The 21,273-nt window shown below is 47.4% G+C and carries 21 protein-coding genes; 13 read left to right on the top strand and 8 right to left on the bottom strand.

The features are described from left to right. Positions 1 to 35: 35 nt before the first annotated feature. Complete coding sequence (locus tag G9F48_RS07530; RefSeq protein ID WP_025853557.1) at positions 36 to 1,412, bottom strand: sugar porter family MFS transporter; 1,377 nt, start codon at positions 1,410 to 1,412, stop codon at positions 36 to 38. 304 nt (positions 1,413 to 1,716) lie between these two features. On the opposite strand from G9F48_RS07530, the gene G9F48_RS07525 reads away from it, so the two are divergent. The 3 genes from G9F48_RS07525 (at position 1,717) to G9F48_RS07515 (ending at position 4,547) form a co-directional block, all read left to right on the top strand. Then, on the top strand, positions 1,717 to 2,703 hold the full coding sequence (locus tag G9F48_RS07525) for an LCP family protein (RefSeq protein ID WP_003151348.1): 987 nt from the start codon (positions 1,717 to 1,719) through the stop codon (positions 2,701 to 2,703). 154 nt (positions 2,704 to 2,857) lie between these two features. Beyond that, positions 2,858 to 3,715, top strand: a complete 858-nt coding sequence (locus G9F48_RS07520) for a Cof-type HAD-IIB family hydrolase (RefSeq protein WP_146275660.1) — start codon at positions 2,858 to 2,860, stop codon at positions 3,713 to 3,715. 106 nt (positions 3,716 to 3,821) lie between these two features. After that, positions 3,822 to 4,547: a sunset domain-containing protein gene (locus G9F48_RS07515; RefSeq protein WP_015387610.1), complete on the top strand. Its 726-nt coding sequence runs from the start codon at positions 3,822 to 3,824 to the stop codon at positions 4,545 to 4,547. 38 nt (positions 4,548 to 4,585) lie between these two features. Here G9F48_RS07515 and G9F48_RS07510 read toward each other — a convergent pair whose 3' ends face one another. From G9F48_RS07510 to pgsB, 5 genes are all read right to left on the bottom strand, one after another. Then, positions 4,586 to 5,821 carry a C40 family peptidase gene (locus G9F48_RS07510; protein WP_165409291.1) on the bottom strand — a complete coding sequence of 412 codons (1,236 nt, stop codon included), beginning with the start codon at positions 5,819 to 5,821 and terminating at the stop codon, positions 4,586 to 4,588. Between the two features lie 149 nt (positions 5,822 to 5,970). Next, the gene (locus tag G9F48_RS07505; protein ID WP_003151344.1) at positions 5,971 to 6,132 is read right to left on the bottom strand and encodes a hypothetical protein; all 162 of its coding nucleotides are present in this window, start codon (positions 6,130 to 6,132) and stop codon (positions 5,971 to 5,973) included. Between the two features lie 7 nt (positions 6,133 to 6,139). Beyond that, entirely contained in the window at positions 6,140 to 7,288 is a 1,149-nt protein-coding gene (locus G9F48_RS07500) for a CapA family protein (protein WP_156735481.1), read from the bottom strand. 18 nt (positions 7,289 to 7,306) lie between these two features. Further along, the gene (gene pgsC, locus G9F48_RS07495) at positions 7,307 to 7,756 is read right to left on the bottom strand and encodes a poly-gamma-glutamate biosynthesis protein PgsC (RefSeq protein WP_003151340.1); all 450 of its coding nucleotides are present in this window, start codon (positions 7,754 to 7,756) and stop codon (positions 7,307 to 7,309) included. Positions 7,757 to 7,770: 14 nt separating this feature from the next. After that, positions 7,771 to 8,952: a poly-gamma-glutamate synthase PgsB gene (pgsB, locus tag G9F48_RS07490; protein ID WP_003151337.1), complete on the bottom strand. Its 1,182-nt coding sequence runs from the start codon at positions 8,950 to 8,952 to the stop codon at positions 7,771 to 7,773. A 730-nt stretch (positions 8,953 to 9,682) separates the two neighbouring features. Here pgsB and G9F48_RS07485 point away from each other — a divergent pair. The 10 genes from G9F48_RS07485 to G9F48_RS07440 all read left to right on the top strand — a co-directional run bounded on the left by G9F48_RS07485 (position 9,683) and on the right by G9F48_RS07440 (position 19,703). Then, a complete protein-coding gene (locus G9F48_RS07485; RefSeq protein WP_025853560.1) occupies positions 9,683 to 11,152 on the top strand; it encodes a spore germination protein in 1,470 nt (489 codons plus the stop codon). Next, a complete protein-coding gene (locus tag G9F48_RS07480) occupies positions 11,142 to 12,233 on the top strand; it encodes a GerAB/ArcD/ProY family transporter (RefSeq protein ID WP_025853561.1) in 1,092 nt (363 codons plus the stop codon). Before G9F48_RS07485 ends, G9F48_RS07480 begins: the two co-directional genes overlap by 11 nt. Beyond that, positions 12,223 to 13,356, top strand: coding sequence for a Ger(x)C family spore germination protein (locus G9F48_RS07475; RefSeq protein WP_025853562.1), 1,134 nt, complete (start codon positions 12,223 to 12,225; stop codon positions 13,354 to 13,356). The genes G9F48_RS07480 and G9F48_RS07475 overlap by 11 nt, the downstream gene beginning before the upstream one ends. Before the next feature lie 95 nt (positions 13,357 to 13,451). Continuing rightward, positions 13,452 to 14,441 (top strand): LacI family DNA-binding transcriptional regulator, encoded by a 990-nt coding sequence (locus G9F48_RS07470; RefSeq protein WP_156735479.1) that lies wholly within the window; start codon positions 13,452 to 13,454, stop codon positions 14,439 to 14,441. Next, a complete protein-coding gene (gene rbsK, locus G9F48_RS07465) occupies positions 14,434 to 15,315 on the top strand; it encodes a ribokinase (protein WP_165409290.1) in 882 nt (293 codons plus the stop codon). The genes G9F48_RS07470 and rbsK overlap by 8 nt, the downstream gene beginning before the upstream one ends. Beyond that, positions 15,312 to 15,707, top strand: a complete 396-nt coding sequence (gene rbsD, locus G9F48_RS07460) for a D-ribose pyranase (protein ID WP_160249181.1) — start codon at positions 15,312 to 15,314, stop codon at positions 15,705 to 15,707. The genes rbsK and rbsD overlap by 4 nt, the downstream gene beginning before the upstream one ends. Before the next feature lie 16 nt (positions 15,708 to 15,723). Beyond that, positions 15,724 to 17,217, top strand: a complete 1,494-nt coding sequence (locus tag G9F48_RS07455; RefSeq protein ID WP_165409289.1) for a sugar ABC transporter ATP-binding protein — start codon at positions 15,724 to 15,726, stop codon at positions 17,215 to 17,217. Further along, entirely contained in the window at positions 17,207 to 18,178 is a 972-nt protein-coding gene (rbsC, locus tag G9F48_RS07450; protein WP_165409288.1) for a ribose ABC transporter permease RbsC, read from the top strand. Before G9F48_RS07455 ends, rbsC begins: the two co-directional genes overlap by 11 nt. Before the next feature lie 13 nt (positions 18,179 to 18,191). Next, positions 18,192 to 19,109 (top strand): ribose ABC transporter substrate-binding protein RbsB, encoded by a 918-nt coding sequence (gene rbsB / locus G9F48_RS07445; RefSeq protein ID WP_007407524.1) that lies wholly within the window; start codon positions 18,192 to 18,194, stop codon positions 19,107 to 19,109. 60 nt (positions 19,110 to 19,169) lie between these two features. Beyond that, on the top strand, positions 19,170 to 19,703 hold the full coding sequence (locus G9F48_RS07440) for an SH3 domain-containing protein (RefSeq protein WP_024085887.1): 534 nt from the start codon (positions 19,170 to 19,172) through the stop codon (positions 19,701 to 19,703). Positions 19,704 to 19,827: 124 nt separating this feature from the next. On the opposite strand, the gene G9F48_RS07435 is transcribed toward G9F48_RS07440, so the two are convergent. Beyond that, positions 19,828 to 20,352, bottom strand: coding sequence for an NAD(P)H-dependent oxidoreductase (locus tag G9F48_RS07435; protein ID WP_003151320.1), 525 nt, complete (start codon positions 20,350 to 20,352; stop codon positions 19,828 to 19,830). A 102-nt stretch (positions 20,353 to 20,454) separates the two neighbouring features. Beyond that, on the bottom strand, positions 20,455 to 21,222 hold the full coding sequence (budA, locus tag G9F48_RS07430; protein WP_003151318.1) for an acetolactate decarboxylase: 768 nt from the start codon (positions 21,220 to 21,222) through the stop codon (positions 20,455 to 20,457). Positions 21,223 to 21,273 lie beyond the last annotated feature (51 nt).

Below are 21,273 nucleotides of genomic sequence, written 5' to 3'. Positions count from 1 at the left end.
GGGCCGGTGAATAACCGCCCCCCTAAAACTGAATATTACGGATGAACTGTCCGCCGATTTGATTCTGATCCCGAGCCTCCGTTACGGCTTTTCAGATCCTGCTCAATTTCTTCAAGGCTTTTCCCCTTCGTCTCGGTCACTTTAAACCGGACGAACAGGAATGCCAGTATCCCGATCGCGGCATAAATGAGAAATAAATAGCTGATGCCGACTGCTTCCATTAACATCGGATAGGTTAATGAGACTATCAATGTTCCGGCATGCAGCATCAAAGTGGAGACACCCGTCCCGATACCCCGGACATGCAGCGGGAATAATTCAGGAAGCATGACCCACACGGCAGGCCCCCAGCTGACCGCAAACACAATGATAAACAGGCCTAAACAAATCACCGTTGTCCATGATGCGGCTGCTGAATGTTCAAAGAAAAGATTGACCGCGGCCAATACGAGCAGACTGATGACCATGCCCGCATTTCCGGCCAGCAGCAGCGGCTTCCGGCCGATCTTATCAATGACTTTAATAGCCGCAAGCGTCATGATGACATTGACGGCGCCGATTCCGACCGTTCCCAATATAGACGCGGAATTGCCGAATCCGACACTGGTAAATGTTTTCGGTGCGTAATAAATAATTGTATTTGTCCCGATGAATTGCTGCAAAAAGGCAAGTCCGAGGCCGGCAATCAGCGCGGGTCTCACCCACGGCTCAAACAATTCTTTCAAACCGCCTTCGTTTTCCTTTTCCGCTTCTTTCATCTGATCAATCTCATCGTCAATATTCTTCGTTCCCCGCAATGATGAAAGGATTTCTCTTGCTTTCTCTTCTTTGCCGATCGTAAACAGCCAGCGCGGGCTTTCCGGCATAAATAAGATTCCGATCAGCAGAATGACTGACGGCACAACCGCAAGTCCAAGCATCCAGCGCCAAGCGCCTGCATCGGCAAATATATAGTTCACGATATAAGAAACGAGGATTCCGACCGTAATCATCAGCTGATTCAGCGAAGAAAGCGCCCCCCGTTTATGCTTCGGAGCCAGCTCCGATAAATAGAGCGGGACGATCGTTGTAGATGTTCCGACAGCCAGTCCGAGAATAATCCGGAAAAGAACCATCACCCCTGTATTCGGGGCAAAAGCGACTCCTAATCCGCCTATACAAAACAGCAGCGCCGCTCCCATGATGGCCTTCCGCCTGCCGAACCGGTCGGTCAGTTTGCCGGCGAATCCCGATCCGAGAATCGCCCCCGCCAATAACGAACTGACGACGAGGCCTTCTGTAAAGGCGTTCAGTCCCAGTTCTTTTTTCATAAACAAAATAGCTCCGGAAATGACCCCGGTATCATATCCGTATAACGCGCCGCCGAGTGCGCCGAAAAAATAGAGCCATTTATTCGAGTGTATGCTTTTCATGTTATATAGACTCCCTTCATCCAACGCTGTATCCGCGCGGAATTGTTCTACTGCTTCTTTTGCCTGTTTCCGATTGTTTCAAACCTTCCGCACCGTTAATATCCATTATTTTACTGATTATTTTTTACAAAGCGCCGAAACATTTCCCGCTTCCTGCCGTCCAATATAATGTGAACCTGATGCAAAAATAACAGTAGATGTTGTCGAAATAGAGAGAAAGATTTAGAATTTTCTCATTTGCAGAGTTGCTCCAAGTCAACAATTATGGTACGCTTCACAAAGAATAGAAACGAGAGGTAATGATATGGAAGAACGATCTCAACGCAGAAAAAAGAAAAGACGCCTCAGAAAATGGGTGAAATTTGTACTGGTATTCGCCGCTTTCTTATTGGTGATCGCCGGTTCCGTCGGCACCTACGCATTTGTGAAATTGAATAATGCAACCAAAGAAGCGCACGTCAGCCTTGACCGCGGCGACCAGTCCGTAAAACGGATCAAAGAATTTGACCCGAAGAAGGATTCTTTCACCGTATTGCTTTTAGGAATAGACGCCCGTGACAATAAGGGCGAATCAGTAGATGACGCAAGAAGTGACGCCAATGTGCTCGTCACCTTCAACCGGAAAAAGAAAACAGCGACGATGCTCAGCATTCCGCGCGATTCCTATGTCAACATTCCGGGTCACGGCTATGACAAATTCGCGCACGCACATGCTTACGGCGGTTATAATTTAACTTATAAAACAGTAGAAAACATGTTTGATATTCCGGTAGATTATGTGGTTGAGAGCAACTTCGACGCGTTCCGCGATGTCGTCAATGAGTTGAACGGCGTTACGGTAAATGTGAAAAGCCAGAAAATTGCCGATCGTATTAAAGTCGATACAAAAGGAAAAGTCGTGCTGAAGCCGGGCGTCCAGACGCTTGACGGTGAGCAGGCACTGGCTTATGTAAGAACACGCAAAGCGGACACCGATCTGATGCGCGGACAAAGACAGATGGAAGTGCTGAGCGCCATTATTAAAAAATCTAAATCGTTAAGCTCGATCCCATCTTATGACGATATCGTCGACAGCTTAGGGAAAAACTTGAAAATGAACTTATCTCTTAATGACGCCATCGGTCTGTTCCCGTTTATCACATCGCTGAAATCGGTGAATTCTTTGCAGCTGACAGGTTCAGACAGCTACATTTACACTCCTCAGTACGGCAAAAATATTTATTACTTCAAGCTGAATGAGGAAAACCTTCAAGAAGTAAAAACGAAATTAAAAAATGATTTAGACGCGTAAGATGTCACGGCGGGATTAGCAAATCCCGCCGTTTTTCTGTTGAAAAAAAGGACATGAAGGTATAGCCTTTTAACTGACGGCTTTCTGCTGATTTCGCACAAAGCTGAACATACTACATGAAGCAGCTTTATTTTTAAGGAGGGCATCCATACATATGAAATTGATAGCCATTGACTTAGACGGCACATTACTGAATTCGGACAGTGTGATTTCTCCGGAAAACAGAGCGGCTTTACAAAGAGCGGATGAAGCGGGCATTCTCGTGGCCATCTGCACGGGCAGAGCCACGTTTGATGTAAAAGCGCTCTTGAAGGATTTGGATATTCCGATCATTGCGGCAAACGGCGGGACAGTCCATGACAAAGGATACCGCCTCGTCAGCCGCCTCTTAATGGATCAGCAGGCCGGGAAGGATATCGCAGCTTATTTAACGGACAAAGACATTTACTTTGAGGTCTATACGGATGATCATCTGCTGTCCCCGTTTGACGGCGAGTCCAAACTGCAGGCAGAACTGGACATTCTGAAAAGCGCCAACCCTAAGGAAGATATTCAGACATTATGGGAGGGCGCAAAGACGCAGTTCAAACAATTCGGCATTAAACCCGTACAGGATATACAGGCGATTTTTAACGGAGACGAACATGTTTATAAGCTTCTTTGTTTCTCTTTTGATATGGAAAAACTGAGAAACGCCAAAGAAGAAATTACACATCATCCGAAATTATCCCAGACATCTTCCGGAAAACACATTATCGAAATCCTCCCTGCCGGTTCCGGAAAGGGACGTGCTCTGACGGAGCTTGCCTCACTGTACGGAATTGAAAAACAGGATATTTACGCCATCGGCGACAGCCCGAATGATTTCTCCATGTTTGAAGCGGCGGGAAACCGCATCGCTATGGGCAATGCGATTGATGAACTGAAGGAAAAAAGCACGTATATTACAAAAAGCAACGATGAAAACGGCGTCGCATATTTCATCAACCGGCTTCTCGACAACGGGCAATAAAAGGTAAAAGCCAGGTCTTTCACGGCCTGGCTTTTTCATATTTTCTAAAAAAGAAATTTCCAAAATTGAAAATAAATTGTAAGATAAAGAAAAAAGGAGTTTCATGATGTCGAATGCAATCGCTATTATAGGATTTTTAGCTTTTCTCTGCGCAGTCGGATACGGAATGTTTCATCTCATATGCAAAGCAGCAAAAAAAGAAAAACATTTTTCAAAAAAGCTGTTTTGGCCCCTTCTCATCGGCGGATTTATCCTGCTTCTGACCGGCGCCTCCCTTGCAGAGCCGGACGCCTCGGCCGTGAAGGCAGAGGAGAAATACAGCACCCTTGATACGGCTTATCAAAAATTGACGAAGGAACACCAGGCGCTTGAGAAAAAATATGAAAGCATCAGTGCCGCGGCCGAAAAGGAGAAATCCGAAGCGGAAGCCGGCAATGAAGAAAAACTCAGCAAACTCAGCCAAGAGATAAGCGAGCTGAAAAAAACAAACAAATCACTCAAACAAGATAACGAGAAATTAAAAAATTCACAAAAGAAGCTCGAAAAGACCGCTGAAACGCTTCAGTCAGAAAATAAAACTTTAAAGCGGCAGAAAGCAGAAACAAAAACATCCGAAAATGCGGAAACGGCGCAAAACAGCGCCCCTTCCTCCGGAGGACATGCCGAAACGAAAGCAGCCGGCACCTCACAGGGATGCGACATTAAAGGCAGCCGGAACGGCATTTATCACACACCGGGAAGTACATACTACGACCGGACGACAGATCCCGCGGAAATGTTCTGTTCCGTAGAGGATGCGGTAGCGGCCGGATACAGAGCGCCGAAACGGTAAAAGAAAAAGACGTCAGAGACACTCTCTGACGTCTTTTTTTACGGAAGCCGGATGCCGCCCGCATATTTGTCCTTCCAATAAGCGCTTGTGTTCATATTTGTGATGGTAACGCCTGCGGACACGGTGACATGAATCACTTGTCCGTTCCCGATATAAATGGCCGGATTCAGGCTTTCCGCTTTAAAGAAGACCAGATCGCCGGGCTTCAGATCTTGTTTATCGACCGGAACGCCCGCCTTCATCTGCTTGTCGGCATAACGCGGCAGGCTGATTCCTTTCGCTTTTTGATAGATGTATTGAACAAATCCCGCCGTATCAAAGCCGGTTTCCGGTGAAGCGCCGCCTTTCAGATAAGAAATTCCGATATGATCGGCCGCTGTGGACACAACGGGGTTGTCTTTAGAAATGGCTAAATTGCTGAATCGGCGCACCCCTGTGAAATGTTTTTTCCAATAATCTTCCGCCAAGTAAGAAATGGTGACTTTTTCGGAGCGGCTTGCTTGGATGAACCTTCCCTCTCCCGCATAAATGCCCGCATGGGAAATTCCTTTTTTATACGTATCGCTGAAATAAATCACGTCCCCGGGCTTTATGTTGCTCAGCTTGATTTTCTCACCGACCAGCCACTGCTGTTCCGCAGATCTCGGCAGGTAAATGTGAAGCTTGTTTTCAAAAACATATTGGACCAGCCCCGAACAGTCGAATCCTGCCTCGGGCGTGCTTCCGCCGAATACATACGGAATGTCGAGGTAACGGGCTGCCTCCTGAACGATCGGATCATCAGCCAGTTCCGGATCTTTTGTCATCCGCTTTGCGCCAAGATATAAATTCATCCAATAACTGCTTTTTTGAAAGCGTGTGACGGTTACGCCTTCTGACGGAGAACTGTGTATCATCTCTCCGTTTCCGATATACAGACCGTCATGGACAGGCGTATTTTGTGTTGAATCCGACTTTTTGAAAAACACAAGATCTCCCGGTAAAAGGTCATTTTCTTTGACGGCGGCTCCGACTTTCCATTGATCACTGACCGTTCTCGGCAGATGGATGTTCTGCCTGCTGAAAAGATAATGCATCAATCCGGACGGATCAAAACCGTCCTCAGGCTCTTCGCCTCCGTAAACATATTTATTTCCGACAAGTTTTTGCGCGTCTGAAACGATCAGGACAGAAACTTGAGAATCCGCTTCGGCAATTTCCGTTCTCGTTACTGCAGGTGCCACAAGACAAATCATAAGGCCGGCAAGGATGTACTTCCTCCAGCTTGTGAGCATGTTTTCTATTCACTCTCCTCATTTTTAGTAGTTTTTACATCGGTAACTTTTAACAAATGTTTAGGAGAGCACACAAAAAAGAATGCCCGATATGGGCATTCTTTACTGGATTCGGAACAAACAATATGCCGGCAAGCGAAATCATGCGCTTATTTTGCGCCCGCTGTGTCCTCTTGCTGAATTTTTTGCATTTCCGTGTCAATTTTTTGTTTTTCCTGATCTGTGAGCTGATCATTGTATTTAAACGCTGACATAAACATAAATACCATAATGATCGCGGCAAACGGCCATCCCGCTTTAATGATTTTCATTTGTTTTTCACTCCGCTTTCTTTTTTAAGATATCGCTGTGATCCACATCAAACGTTAATTTTCCATCCTTGACGCTCCAATCGAAATTCGATTCTTTCGTCAGTTCACGTACGATCGTTTTATGATTGATGCTGCCTTTTTTAACAGGTGCAGGCGTCGCTTCATGAATATTCATCGGCGTGACTTCAAAGCGTCCCGTGCCGTTTTTCTGCAGATGATATTGAACAAGCGCCGTGTCTCTCGTTCTTGTCCACCCCTGGTCGAATACGAAGTTGCCCAGGCTGTAGAAAATAACGGTGCCGTGGTACATTTCGATCGGTTCCAGCACGTGCGGATGGTGTCCGACGATAATATCCGCTCCGGCATCTGACATTGCTCTTGCCAATTGGCGCTGTCTGTCATTCGGATCATTATCGTATTCCTGTCCCCAGTGTGTTTGAACAATGACAAGATCGGCTTTCTTTTTGGCTTCAGAAATCATCGGAATAAACAGCTCTGGATCGGCCGGAAGCACACCCGGCGCATTTCGTTTAGCTGCAAAACCTTTTCCGGAAACATCAGTGAAACCCAGTGTTGCGATTTTGATTCCGTTTACATCTTGATAAGAAATGTTCTGCTCGGCTTCCTTCAGCGTGAGGCCCGCTCCGACAAGTTCAAGATTTTGCTTTGAAAACTCTTCAACCGTATCCCGCATTCCTTGAGGGCCGTAATCCATCGCATGGTTATTGGCTGCCGTGAGAACGGTGAAATTCATGTCCTTCAATACTTTTACGGCATCTTTGTTTGACTGAAGGTGGATATTTTTTTCTGCTTCTTTGTAGTTCTTTTTATATGTAACCGGGTTTTCAAAGTTCCCCGACACATAGTCGGATGCTTCGAAGAATGGCTTTGCGTAACGGAAGACACTCTCCGTGCCTTTATGCTTTGTCACTTTCTCGACATTCCGGCCCATCATAATATCTCCGACGAACGAGGCTGATACAAGGTCATCGGCATTTCTTTTCACACTCGGCGTTTCCGCCTTCCCTGTCAGGATGCAGACGAACATCAGGCAAAAGACGATCGGCAGCGCGATAAAAACGTGAAGATTGGTCTTCTTTTTCTGCTGTTTGGTCAGCTTCAGCAGTTTTTCTTGAAAGCTTAATTGTTTTTTCATCGTTTGACACACCTTACATTAGATTAAGTAGTAAGCAAACATAATGGCAAAAGTTGCGCCGCTTAAGAACAGCGTGCTGGCGAATGTAATCGTTAATCCCTGTTTCTGAATGGTATTGGCGATCAGACCCGGTACGATGATACCGATTCCGCGGAATTCTGATATCTCAAACGGTACGATCGGGTAAAGAAAATCAAGGGCGATTTTTAAGCAGATTCCCGTTATCAGCATAGCTGCGAATTTTCTGCGTCCGTACAAAATCATAAATCTGGATAAACCGTATTTGACGATCACGTATGTAAGAAGACTCACTAACAATACGAGTAAAATAAAGACCGGCTGGTTAAAAACGAGCCCTAAATAACCCGGCACAACTAAACCGGCAGGTACGATACCTGTTTTTTCCGCGAAAATTAAACTGATTAACACGCCTAAAATAAGTGAAATGTATAAATCTGATCCGAACATTTATCCTTTTCCTCCTAGCTAACGAGCTGTTTCACCTTATACTCTTGGATTTTTTCAATTAATGGTTCCGCTGAACCGTGGATATTGCCGACGCCATATATGACACGGTTTTGCATTCTTGTTTTCAGCACGTCCATGATTTCGTCTGTTGATTTATATTCCAGATCGTGCAGTGTATCGGCAGGAATCTTGCCTTCTTCATAAGCTCTGACGATCGGTTCTGTCGTTTCGCCGATGAGTATGAGTTCCTTCGTTTTAATGTACGGAAGCACGTCGTTTGCGAACTGAATCGTTCTGTCCACACGGTCGGCGCGGCAGTTCATGATGACGATCGGTTCATCTGTCGGATAGCCGATTTCCTTTACACGTTTCCATATATTCAAAGTAGAAGATGCATCATTTGCGGCAAAGCCGTTTACGAAATGACCGGGCTCCTTCGTGCTGAGCAGCGGCAGGATTCTCATGGCGCCAGGATCAGGCGGCGCGTTCAGCATGCCTTTAAACGCCGTTTCTTCATCTATCCCAAGAGCCTGGGCAACGCCGAGCGCCAGGGAAGCGTTATCAGGAAAGACCATATATTCAAATTTACGAAGGTATTCATCTGTAATTTTAGAGTTATCCGCAATAATGACCTCGGTATTCCGCTCTGCGGCTTTTTCTTTAAAGAAGTCTGTGTATTCACTGTCTGTAATGACAAGGTGACCGTTATACGGTATCGTCGCGGTAAAAGCTTCAGCTATTTCATCAAGCGTCGGCCCCATGACATCCATATGGTCTTCAAGCACATTCACGATGACGCCGATGTTGGCTTGAAGGAGTTCTTCCTGAAAGATAATCTGATAATCCGGGTTTACCGCCATACATTCACTGACAATGGCATTGGCGCCCCGTTCTACGGTTTCCTTCATTACTTCTTTTTGCTCGCCGATATTCGGGCCCTGCGGTTTCCGTTTGATCGGTTTCTCCTCAGGTGTATCCCAATAGATCATCCTTGCATCTGTTCCCGTCGTTTTTCCGACTGTTTTGTAGCCCGCCTCCATCAGTATTCCGGTCGTCAGCCTCGTTACGGTTGACTTTCCGCGGATACCATTAATATTGACGCGTACTGGCAGAGCATCGATATTCTTCTGATGCCGCCTTTTTTCAATGATTCCGATGATTAGTACGGCAGCACAGGCTATAATGAGTAACCACATTGATTTTTGACATCTCCTTCTGTATTGATAAATTCATTCATCAGTATATAGCTTCACTATGAATTCTCAATCGGCATTATGTAACATAATCTTCCCGCTTTCACTGAGCCAAACTTCTCTATTAGTGACGCTATTCTTCCTATGATCGAATTGCTTTTTTTGGGAATAGGCAGGACTTCAACCTTACTTCAATTTTTCAAAAGAAAAATGAATGCGTTTACATTTCCGCGCAGAAATTCATTTGGACCAATGGGACTATACACGTTCCGGAAGAAAAAGATGTAATGATAATCCATCTTTTACAGCCTGTTATATCAGCGTTTTCCGCACTGCGCATACGTTTCGGGACTCTATGTCCGCTGTGTGCAGACTGCCTGTTTTGTTAAGGATAAGGTCTTAAAGTCATTCATTTTTCCCCCGTATCCTGCTTTCAGTCCCATTCCAAAATAACTAGCGGAATGACTGGTACGTGACAGAAAAAGACGGGTCCGGAGTGTTTACAAGAAATACACATTTTATATGCGGAAAGCCTATCTCCTTTTAAAGCATTTACAGGACATTTATCACTCTTTTGAAATAATTTTAATAAATCTTTATATTCGTTCAAGAAATATTCATCCATAATTGTGAAGTTCTTGGTAAAACATCGAGAAACTCCTCTATTTTATAAAATGCATAAAAAAGGAATACCCGCTGAAAACTACAGATAACCGGGAAAGGAGGCGGTCTGATGTCTGCGGATAAACAAAACAAACGGATTCCCGGCGATTTTGAATCGGCTGTACGGGAAATGCAGGAGCTGATGTGTGTTTGCGGCGATTTTAAAATACGAAGGATCAAACTGCAGGACCGTCATACCGCTTTCTTTTATATTGAACAAATGATAGAAGAACAGAAGCTGAATGAGTTTCTGTTAAGCGACACCCTGCAGAACGGTCCGCTTGAGGAAACGATGAATGCCGTCAGCAGTGCGGAAACGGATGAAACCAGAAAACTCATTGACGGGATTTTGGCAGGCCAGGTTGTTTTTCTCAGCGATGCGTCAAGGAAAGCGAAGCTGTTTTCCGTCGGGCAGAATCCGCTGCGTTCCATTATGGAACCCGAATCTGAAAGTATCGTCCGCGGCGCCCATGACGGGTTTGTGGAAAGTTTGGAAACGAACATTCATCAGCTGCGGTTTCACATACAGGACCGCCATCTCTCCGTTCATTATATGGATATCGGGGAAAGAGCCAAATCAAAGGTTGCGGTTATCTTTGTTGAGAATATCGCCAATCCGGAGATTGTGGAGGAAGTGAAGCGGCGCCTGTCATACCTGCGTATAGACAGCGTGCTTGCGCCCGGAATTATCGAGGAATCAATAGAAGATAATTCGTTTTCCATTTTTCCGCAGATCGTTCATACGGAACGGCCGGATAAAGCAAAAGCATGCGTGATGGAAGGCTGTGTGCTGATCATGATGGATGGGAGCCCGTCGGCCTTGATTGCCCCGATCACGTTCTTTTCTTTTTTTCAATCGCCGGATGACTACAGCACGAGGTGGATTTCCGCCAGTTTTTTGAGAGTGCTGAGATTTTCCGCCTTTATGATCGCGATTACGCTGCCCGCTTTTTATATCGCGCTGATTGCGTTTCATTTTGAAGTCATTCCCAACGATCTGATTATCACCATGAAAAATTCGATAGTTGATATTCCCTTCCCTCCGCTGATAGAAGCCATGATTATGGAGATTACCATTGAACTGATCCGCGAAGCCGGTATCAGGCTGCCGAAACCGATCAGTCAGACGATCGGCATTGTCGGCGGTCTCGTGATCGGTGACGCGGTCGTTCAGGCGGGACTCATTTCTAATATGATGATTATCGTCGTAGCCGTTACGGCTGTTTCTTCTTTTGTGCTTCCTTCATATGAAATGAGCACGTCCATTCGAACGCTCAGATTTCCGCTTATGTTTCTGGCATCCTCGTTCGGTTTTATCGGCATCGCATTCGGCTTCGGACTTATTCTGATGAACCTGTGCAAGCTTGAATCCCTCGGCGTTCCGTATTTATCATCTCTGACGCCGTTTCATTTCAGCGACTTGAAGGATGCATTTATCCGGCTGCCGGCTTGGTTTATTAAAAGAAGGCCTTTTTATTTGAGACCGCAAGACTCAAAGCAGATGAAACATGTTCGGGGGTGGAGAAAAGATGAAGCCTAAAAAAATCAGCCGGCTTCAAGGCGTGTTTTTCATTAATCAGACGCAGATCAGCATCGGCATTTTGGCGCTGCCCCATTTACTGATGATGAAATCGGGAAGCAGCGGGTGGATTTCCATTCTGCTTACCGGATTGCTCGTCCAGCTTACATTCAGCCTGTATATGATATTATTCCACCGGTTTCCGAAGCTGAACCTGTACGAAATGCTGGAGGAGGTGTTCGGAACACTTGCCGGCAAAGGGGTGCAGGTGCTGTATATTTTATATTTCGCGTTTCTCTGCACGCTCATTCTTTCTGTATTTACACGGATATTGGATATCTGGGTGCTCCCTCAGACTCCAAATTGGGTGATCAGCTTAATGCTGATCCTCGGTTCTGTCTATATCGCCCAAGCTCCGCTGAATGCGATCGCGAGGTTCAGCTTTATTTTAACGCCGTTTTTGCTGCTGATCTCTCTGCCGCTTTTATACACGCTGGGAAAAGCCGATATCACATACATTATGCCGATTTTTCACGGAACCGCAAAAGACATGCTGACCGGGGTGCAGCAAACACTTGTCAGCATTACCGGCTTTCAGGCGGCGCTTGTGATCGGGCCCCTAATCAACTGCACCGTCAGCCAGCGCTACAAAATACTGACGATTTCAAACGGCTTGATTATCCTTTATTACCTGTATATCACCCTTACTTGCTTTGTCACCATCAGCCCCGAAGAAATAAAAATGATCCCGGAGCCTGTGCTGTACCTGTTAAAAACCGTTTCATTCAGAATTATCGAACGGACGGATCTGCTCTTTTTGACGTTTTGGTTCGTGACCGTCTTTTCAACGCTGGCCAACGTGTTTTACTTGGCAAGCACCGGCATCGCCAAGCTGTTCAATCAAAAAGATCACAGCCGGTTTGTCTATCCGCTGGCTCTGCTCGTCTTCCTTCCGTCTATTTGGGCCACAAGCACGGATAAAACGATACAGCAGCTGGATCAGTTTTTCCGCATTTCCGATATTGTGTTTGTGTATTTGTTTCCGTTGTTTATGGTATTGATTGTCCTTGTACGCAAAAAGGGTGTCCGCCATGCGCATTAAAAAAGCGGTTCTTATCAGTCTCATGTGCGCAAGCCTGACACTTGCGGGCTGCTGGGATCAAAATTTGTTGAAAGATATTTCTCTCGTGCTGACCGCAAGCCTTGATGTTGATCAGGACGGTAAAAATAAAATCGCCATCACCTATCGGAAGGTTCAGTCCTCCCAGGCGGAACAGGAAACGGGCGGCTCATTCATTACGACGGTGCTCAGCGCTTCCGGGCACACCATCCGTGAAGCGCGGTTTCAATTGGATAAGCTTGTCGACCAGCGCATTGACACGTCCAAGCAAAGAGTCTTATTAATCGGTGAGAAAATGGCGGAAAAACCGCTTTTTCCTTATCTCGATGTCTTTTACAGAGATCCGAAAAGTCCGCTTCTCGCTCATCCGGCGGTTGTAAAAGACGGCGAGGCGATTGAAGTGCTGAAGCTGATCGTCCGGCAGAAATTGATCGTCAGCAAGTATTTAACGAATTTATTAACAAGCGCTAATGCGGAATCAAATATCAGCATGGAAAATTTGCAATCCATCCGTTCAAGCATGCTGACGGCTGATAAGGATTTCGCCCTTCCTTATTTATCGATTAACGGACAGACGATAAAGGTAGAGGGTTCTGCCCTGTTCAGCGGCCAGCGGAAAGTGACTGAGGTGCTCGGTCAGGATTCGACCCTCCTGACCCTTTTAAGCGGGCAATTTAATAAATCGGCTAATATTAATCTGAAGCTGTGGGACAAATACAAAATGGATATTGAAAATTATCTTTCTCTCGGCATCACGGATGCCACGCGAAAGATTGTATTTATAGATACAGATCCGCAGCATATAAAAGTGAAAATCCGTTTAAAGCTGAACGCACGCGTCTTGGAATATCCGAAGGACAAGCTGAATTCTTATACGGCAATCAACCAAATGAACAAACAAGCATCAGCAAATTTGAACAGCCAGGCCAGATCGGTGATCAGCCATATTCAGGAGCACAACTCGGATATCCTCGGCATCGGCCGGAAATATCAAACCCATTATTATGAGCGGGGCAAGCGGCTCAATTGGCGTGAGGTCTACCCTTCCATTGAAATCGTCCCTGATATCAAAGTGAATATCTCGCAAATCGGCATCGTGAACTAAAAGAGACCCCGGTCTCTTTTTTTGTTGCCAACCGAAATGATTCGTGTTACTCTTTTTTTGTGTAAACGGTTACATAAATGAAGGAGGAGTGTTTGTTGGCAACGATTAAAGATGTCGCAGGCGCTGCCGGCGTCTCTGTTGCCACGGTCTCGCGTGTCCTCAATGACAACGGCTACGTGCATGAAGATACACGAACGAAGGTCATGCTTGCCATGGAGAAGCTGAATTATTATCCGAATGAAGTTGCCCGCTCTCTTTATAAAAGAGAATCCAGACTGGTCGGGCTTTTGCTTCCGGATATTACGAACCCCTTTTTCCCGCAGCTTGCCCGCGGCGCTGAAGACGAGCTGCAGCGGGAAGGATACCGGCTGATCATCGGCAACAGCGATGAAGAATTGGAAAAAGAACTCGACTACCTGCAAACATTTAAACAAAATCAAGTTGCCGGTATTTTGGCGGCCACCCATTACCCCGACCTTCCCGAATACAGCGGCAGCCTTTACCCGGTCGTATTTCTGGACCGGACAAAAGAAGGCGCCCCATCCGTATTCAGTGACGGGCGGGCAGGCGGAAAACGGGCAGCTGAGGAAATGCTTCGCGGCAAAAGCACAAGCATCACGCTTGTCAAAGGCCCAGGCCACCTTCCGACCGCTCAGGAACGTTTTAACGGCGCACTTAACGTGCTGCAAAAAGCGGGAGCGCAGTTCAATGTCATCTCCGCCGCTTCATTTTCCATCAAGGATGCCGCCGTTTTAGCAGAAAAATTGTTTGCAGCATACCCCGAAACCGACGGAGTCATTGCCAGCAACGACATTGCGGCGGCTGCCGTCCTCCATGAGGCGCTGCGGCTCGGTAAAAAAGTTCCGGAGGAGATTCAGATCATCGGATACGACGATATTCCGCAGAGCAGGCTTTTGTTTCCGCCGCTTTCAACCATCCGCCAGCCTGCATATGAGATGGGAAAACAAGCGGCAAACCTGCTGCTGCAATTGATAAAGAAAGAGCCGCCGAAAGAGACGGCCATTCAAATGCCCGTGACTTATATAAGAAGACAAACGACGAGAAAGGATGATCACCATGAGTGAAATTTGTGTTATCGGAAGCTGTTCTATGGATCTGGTCGTCACATCCGAACGGCGTCCGAAAGCCGGGGAAACCGTACTGGGCACAGACTTTCAAACCGTGCCCGGGGGAAAAGGCGCAAACCAGGCTGTAGCCGCTTCCCGTCTGGGCGCAAACGTATATATGGTAGGAAAAGCTGGCAATGACAGCTACGGAAAAGCGATTATTGAAAACCTGAAGGCAAACGGTGTCAATACGGACTGCATGGAAACGGTTACACATAAAAAAAGCGGAACGGCTCATATTGTGCTCGCAGAAGGAGACAACAGCATCGTCGTCGTAAAAGGCGCAAACGATGACATCTCCCCCGATTATGCCAAAAGTGCGCTGGCAAAACTTCCCGGCATTGATATCGTGCTGATCCAGCAGGAGATTCCTGAAGAAACCGTTGAAGAAGTGTGCAGCTACTGCCGCGCGCAGCAAATTCCGGTTATCCTGAATCCCGCGCCGGCCCGCCCGCTGAAACAATCGACGATTGAGGATGCCGCATATCTTACGCCGAACGAACATGAAGCATCCATTTTATTTCCTGACCGGACGAAAGAAGAAGCGCTCGCCGGCTATCCCGGCAAACTGTTCATTACCGAAGGAAAACAAGGCGTACGCTACTCAGACGGCACCGCGGAACGGCTCGTTCCCGGCTTCCCTGCAGAAGCGGTCGACACGACGGGTGCCGGCGATACCTTTAATGCGGCACTTGCCGTCGCACTCGCGGAAAGACGGGACATCGAGCAAGCGCTCCTGTTTGCCAACCGCGCCGCCTCCCTGTCCGTGCAGCACTTCGGCGCCCAAGGCGGGATGCCGGTCAGAAAAGAGGTTGAGGAGCTGCTGTCATGAAAAAACACGGAATGTTAAACAGCCACATTGCCAAAGTATTAGCCGATCTCGGGCATACAGACCTCATCGCGATCGCCGATGCGGGTCTCCCCGTCCCTGACGGCGTCCCTAAAATTGATTTGTCCTTAACGGCGGGCGTTCCCGCCTTTCGGGACGTGACCAGCTTGGTAGCCGGGGAGATGGCAGTCGAAAAGGTGATGGCCGCTTCTGACATCAAAGACGCAAATCCCGAGAATGCAAGTTTCATAGAAAGCCATTTCTCAGCGCAGACGATCGAGTACATGTCCCACGAGGAATTCAAACGGCTCACACAGCAAGCAAAAGCCGTCATCCGAACGGGTGAAATGACACCATACGCCAACTGCATCCTGCAGGCGGGTGTGATTTTCTAGAAAGAAGGGATCCAGCATGCACATCAGCATGACAGACATTCATAAAGCATTCGGCAAAAACCAAGTGCTCTCCGGCGTCTCATTTGAGCTTCTGCCGGGAGAAATCCACGCTTTAATGGGAGAAAACGGAGCGGGCAAATCGACGTTAATGAATCTGCTCACCGGGCTCTACCGGCTCGACAAGGGAAACATTACGATAAACGGAACAAATATGAGCTTCTCCAATCCAAAGGAAGCCGAAAAGCACGGAATCGCCTTTATCCATCAGGAACTGAATATATGGCCGGACATGACGGTGCTTGAAAACCTTTTTATCGGCAAAGAGCTGACGACGGCGTTCGGCGTTTTGGAAACGAAGAAAATGAAAGCGCTAGCAAAATCACAGCTTGAAAAACTGGGAGTCTCTCTTCCTCTTGACCGGGAAGCCGGACAATGTTCCGTCGGCCAGCAGCAAATGATTGAGATTGCCAAAGCGCTGATGACAAACGCCGAAGTCATTATTATGGACGAACCGACCGCGGCGCTGACCGAACGGGAAATCAGCAAACTGTTTGACGTGATGACGGCGTTAAAGCGGGACGGCGTATCCATTGTCTATATTTCGCACCGAATGGAAGAGATATTTTCGATTTGCGACCGGATCACCATTATGCGGGACGGCCTCACTGTCGATACGGCGCATATGAAAGATACTCATTTTGATGAAGTGGTCAAAAAAATGGTCGGGCGGGAGCTGACCGATCGGTATCCAACCCGCACGCCGTCACTCGGCGATAAGGTGCTCGAAGTAAAAAACGCCTCAAAAAAAGGAAGCTTTTCACAGATCAGTTTCCATGTGAGCGCCGGAGAAATCCTCGGCGTTTCCGGCTTAATGGGTGCCGGACGGACAGAAATCATGAGGGCGCTATTCGGAATTGACCGGCTCGATTCCGGAGAGATCTGGATTTCCGGCCGAAAAACCGGCATTCGGGGTCCGTACGATGCCATCCGCAAGGGACTCGGCCTGATTACGGAGAACCGCAAAGATGAAGGGCTGCTGCTGGATACGTCCATTCGTGAAAATATCTCATTGCCGAACCTGACCAGCTTCTCTCCGAAAGGCATCATTGACCGAAAACGCGAGGCGGAGTTCGTTGAGCTGCTCATCAAGCGTCTGACCATTAAAGCCGCATCTCCGGAAACCGCCGCCCGGCATTTATCAGGAGGAAATCAGCAAAAAGTCGTCATCGCCAAATGGATCGGAATCGGCCCGAAAGTTCTCATCCTTGATGAACCGACAAGAGGCGTCGACGTAGGCGCGAAAAGGGAAATCTATTCATTAATGAATGAACTGACCGATCGCGGAGTCGCCATCATCATGGTGTCTTCCGAGCTGCCGGAAATTCTCGGTATGAGTGACAGAATCATCGTCGTCCACGAAGGGCGCATCAGCGGAGAAATCAATACGGCAGACGCAACACAAGAACACATCATGACACTTGCCACGGGAGGGCAGCAGTATGAAAACTGAACCAATGACATCAACTGAACAAAAGCAATTTTCCATTCACACCTTCACGCAAAAACTCGGTCCGTTTCTCGGCTTACTGATTCTTGTGCTGATCGTTTCCGTTTTAAACCCGAGTTTTCTTGAACCCCTCAATATTCTCAATCTTCTTCGGCAGGTTGCGATTAACGCTCTGATTGCATTCGGAATGACGTTTGTCATTTTAACGGGAGGCATTGATCTCTCTGTCGGAGCCATCCTCGCCTTATCGAGCGCATTGGTCGCAGGTATGATGGTATCAGGCATCGACCCGATCTTAGCCGTCATCATCGGCTGCGTGATCGGCGCCGTACTCGGCATGATAAACGGATTATTAATCACAAAAGGAAAAATGGCGCCGTTCATCGCCACTTTGGCGACAATGACCGTCTTTCGCGGACTGACCCTCGTCTATACGGACGGAAATCCGATTACGGGGCTCGGTTCAAATTACGCATTTCAATTATTCGGGCGCGGTTATTTTCTCGGCATCCCCGTACCTGCCATTACGATGCTGATTGCATTTGCGGCCCTGTGGGTTCTTCTGCACAAAACACCGTTCGGCCGCCGGACATACGCCATCGGCGGCAATGAGAAGGCGGCGCTGATATCGGGAATCAAAGTGCCCCGCATCAAGATCATGATCTATTCTCTGACAGGTTTATTATCGGCGCTGGCGGGAGCGATTCTGACATCACGCTTAAATTCCGCACAGCCGACGGCCGGGGAATCATACGAGCTGGACGCCATCGCAGCGGTCGTTCTCGGCGGAACGAGCCTGTCCGGCGGCCGAGGGCGCATCATCGGGACGCTGATCGGGGTTTTGATTATCGGTACACTGAACAACGGCTTGAACCTTCTCGGCGTATCATCTTTTTATCAGCTCGTCGTCAAAGGAATCGTCATTTTAATCGCGGTGCTGCTGGACCGCAAAAAATCGGCATAGTAGGAGGACCATTATGAAGAAAGCCATCATCACGATCGCGGCATTATCACTGTTTTTGCTGTCCGCCTGTTCACTTGAACCGCCGCAATGGGCAAAACCGTCAAACACAAAACATAAAAAAGAATTCACTATCGGGCTCTCCGTCTCCACATTAAACAATCCGTTCTTCGTTTCATTAAAAGAAGGCGTTGTAAAGGAAGCCAAAAAACGGGGCATGAAGGTCATTATTGTCGATGCCCAAAATGATTCATCTAAACAGTCAAATGACGTAGAAGATTTGATCCAGCAGGGAGTCGATGCGCTGCTGATCAATCCGACCGATTCATCAGCGATTTCAACAGCCGTCGAATCGGCAAATTCCCTCGGCATTCCCGTCATTGCGCTTGATCGTTCAGCCGAACACGGCAAAGTCGAAACGCTTGTCGCCTCTGACAATGTCAAAGGAGGAGAAATGGCGGCTGACTACCTCGCCGATCAGCTCGGAAAAGGCGCCAAAGTGGCTGAATTGCAAGGGGTGCCGGGCGCATCCGCGACACGGGAACGCGGAACGGGCTTTCATCATATTGCCGACAAAAAGCTGGATGTTGTAACGAAGCAAGCGGCAGATTTTGACCGCACAAAAGGATTGACCGTCATGGAAAACCTGCTGCAGGGACATCCGGATATCAAAGCCGTGTTCGCCCATAATGATGAAATGGCACTCGGGGCACTCGAAGCGATTAACAGCTCAGGCAAACACATTTTGGTCGTCGGTTTCGACGGAAATAAAGATGCGATTTCTTCCATTAAAAATGGGAAGCTGACAGCCACGGTCGCCCAGCAGCCGGAGCTGATCGGAAAACTGGCGGCCGAAGCGGCGGAGCAGGTGCTCAAAGGAGAAAAAGTCAAAAAAACCATTTCCGCTCCATTGAAACTTCAAACACAAAAATAATCGGCCGATGTTTAGACTTCCGGTAAAACGTGAAAGGATGAAGTAAAAGGAGAGATACAGATGAAGAAAACAGCCAAAGCGGCATCCATTCTGACCCTTGCAGCGGGAATATCAGCGGCTTCAGCTGCCGGAATAACGCCTCTTCCGGAGACACACGCGCAAGAAGCGGTCAAAATTGACGATCTGTACAGCTACCCGCTTGACTCTTATCTCGTTTCCGCGGAAGCATTGAACGTCAGAACAAAAGCATCAGCAGCCAGTCCGAGAGCTGATACCCTTCATTTAGGCGACAGCTTAAAGATCGTTTCATTCCAGAACGCTGACTGGGCAAAAGTACATTATAAAAACGGAAAAACAGGATTTGTATCTACTCATTATATTGTTAAAGAAGCAACAACCGTAAAAACGACGGCAAAAACAAAAGTATATACAGACAAACAAGCGGTCAAAGCTTCCCTTGCCAAAAACACGAGCGTTTCTTTCCTCGGATGGAAAAAGACAGCCGGCGGCGGCATTGATTTCGGCTGGGCGCTTGTCGATTACGGGGGCGCAACGGGATATATCAGCACAAAAGATCTGCAAAAACTGACATAATATCAAAACGGATTTCGCAAATTCAGCGCGAAATCCGTTTTTTCTTTCTTGAGCAGTCAGAAACGTCTAAGGTTCGAAATATTTCTCAGGAAATATTGTCGGATGAAGATGAATGCATACGACTCTAAAATGGCTTCTTTATGTAATCCGCCAGGCGTTTGGCATTGTCACGGATAGCCGCAGCATCGGCGCTGCTAACCCCGTACATCGCGAAAGCCGGCAAATAGGTCATTCCCGTAAAATTAGCCATTGCCTGAAACGGCCTTAAGAGCTCGCTCAGTGAAAAATGGTTAGACCCGCCTGCCTGATATGCATCCTCCCCGGCACCTACAGAAACAGCCAGCAGCAATTCTTTACCGTGCAGCGCCTTTCCTTTGGAACCGTAAGCCCAGCCATACGCCAGCACATGATCCATCCATGTTTTTAAAAGCGGAGGCGCACTGTACCAGTACAGCGGGAATTGAAATACGATCCGGTCATACTGTTCACACAGCTGCCGTTCCTTTTCCCCATCTATTTTCCCGTCCGGATATTCTTTATAAAGCTCACGGACCGTGATGTCATCATGATTTTTTAATTCTTCTGTCCACGCCTTATTGACCGCTGAGTTGTCCATGTCAGGATGAACCGCTAATACCAATACTTTCACAGCTACCACACCTTTCCCTTTTGACTGTATTTTACCTAATCTTTGCCGGTTCAGCCAAATAAAAAGAAAGCCCCCGAGAAAAATGAGGCTTTCTTTTTTATTTTATTCCGGGCTTCCTTCGGTTGTTTCAATATCCTTCGCAAAATTCGGATTATCTAAATTTGCGTTGAAAAAGTCCGCCGTATTCGGAAGCTTGAGGTTCATATTCATTTTTTGAGAAATGGTCACTTTACAATCTTTAATGACATAGTCAAACACGTGTCCCCCGGAATTGCGTCCTTCATCAATGAAGTGCAGGTGGTATCCGGAAACAGCGATGCCGTTTGCGTAACCCGGCGTCCAGAAGCCGGCGATTGTACCCTGAATGTCGTCAAAGTTGAACACAGGCTGTGTTTTCACCGCTTCGATCATCGGAACGTACGGTTTCTCCTGGCGTTCTACCGTTCTTGTCTGCACCTTTTTAAATACGCCGTCTAAACGGATCGCATAAAATAAGTTTTTACTAGGCAGAAGGCTGGCGATTTCCTGCTCGAATTCTTCACGGGTCATTTCGCCGTCGATCGTATGCGTCATGTCCGGCGTGAAAAATGTGAATGAGCAGAATGGTGACAGGTCTCCGCCTTTAACAGGCGTAGCCGTTCCGTCGCCGCGCAGACGGTAAAATTCGCCGTCAAATCCGATTAATTCGCCGTCCAGTTTGTTGAACGTGCCGATTCCGAAATCACCGAACTTCGGAATGTCAGCCATATCAAAATCTCCGTCATATACTCCGTCCAGCAGAGATGTCATTGTGGATACTTGATAGATCTGATCCTCAGGTGAGCCTTTTTCTCCGCGGCTCATCATATGGATGTCGCTTGCGTTTTTCATATTCCCTTCACTCCTTTTAAATTGGGCTGTTTTAGAAAACAGGTCATGGTG

This window comes from Bacillus sp. EKM420B (assembly GCF_011065565.1).
Lineage (GTDB): Bacteria > Bacillota > Bacilli > Bacillales > Bacillaceae > Bacillus > Bacillus velezensis.
The sequence above is the reverse complement of the archived record's forward strand: the minus strand, read 5'-3'. Positions and strand labels throughout refer to the sequence as shown.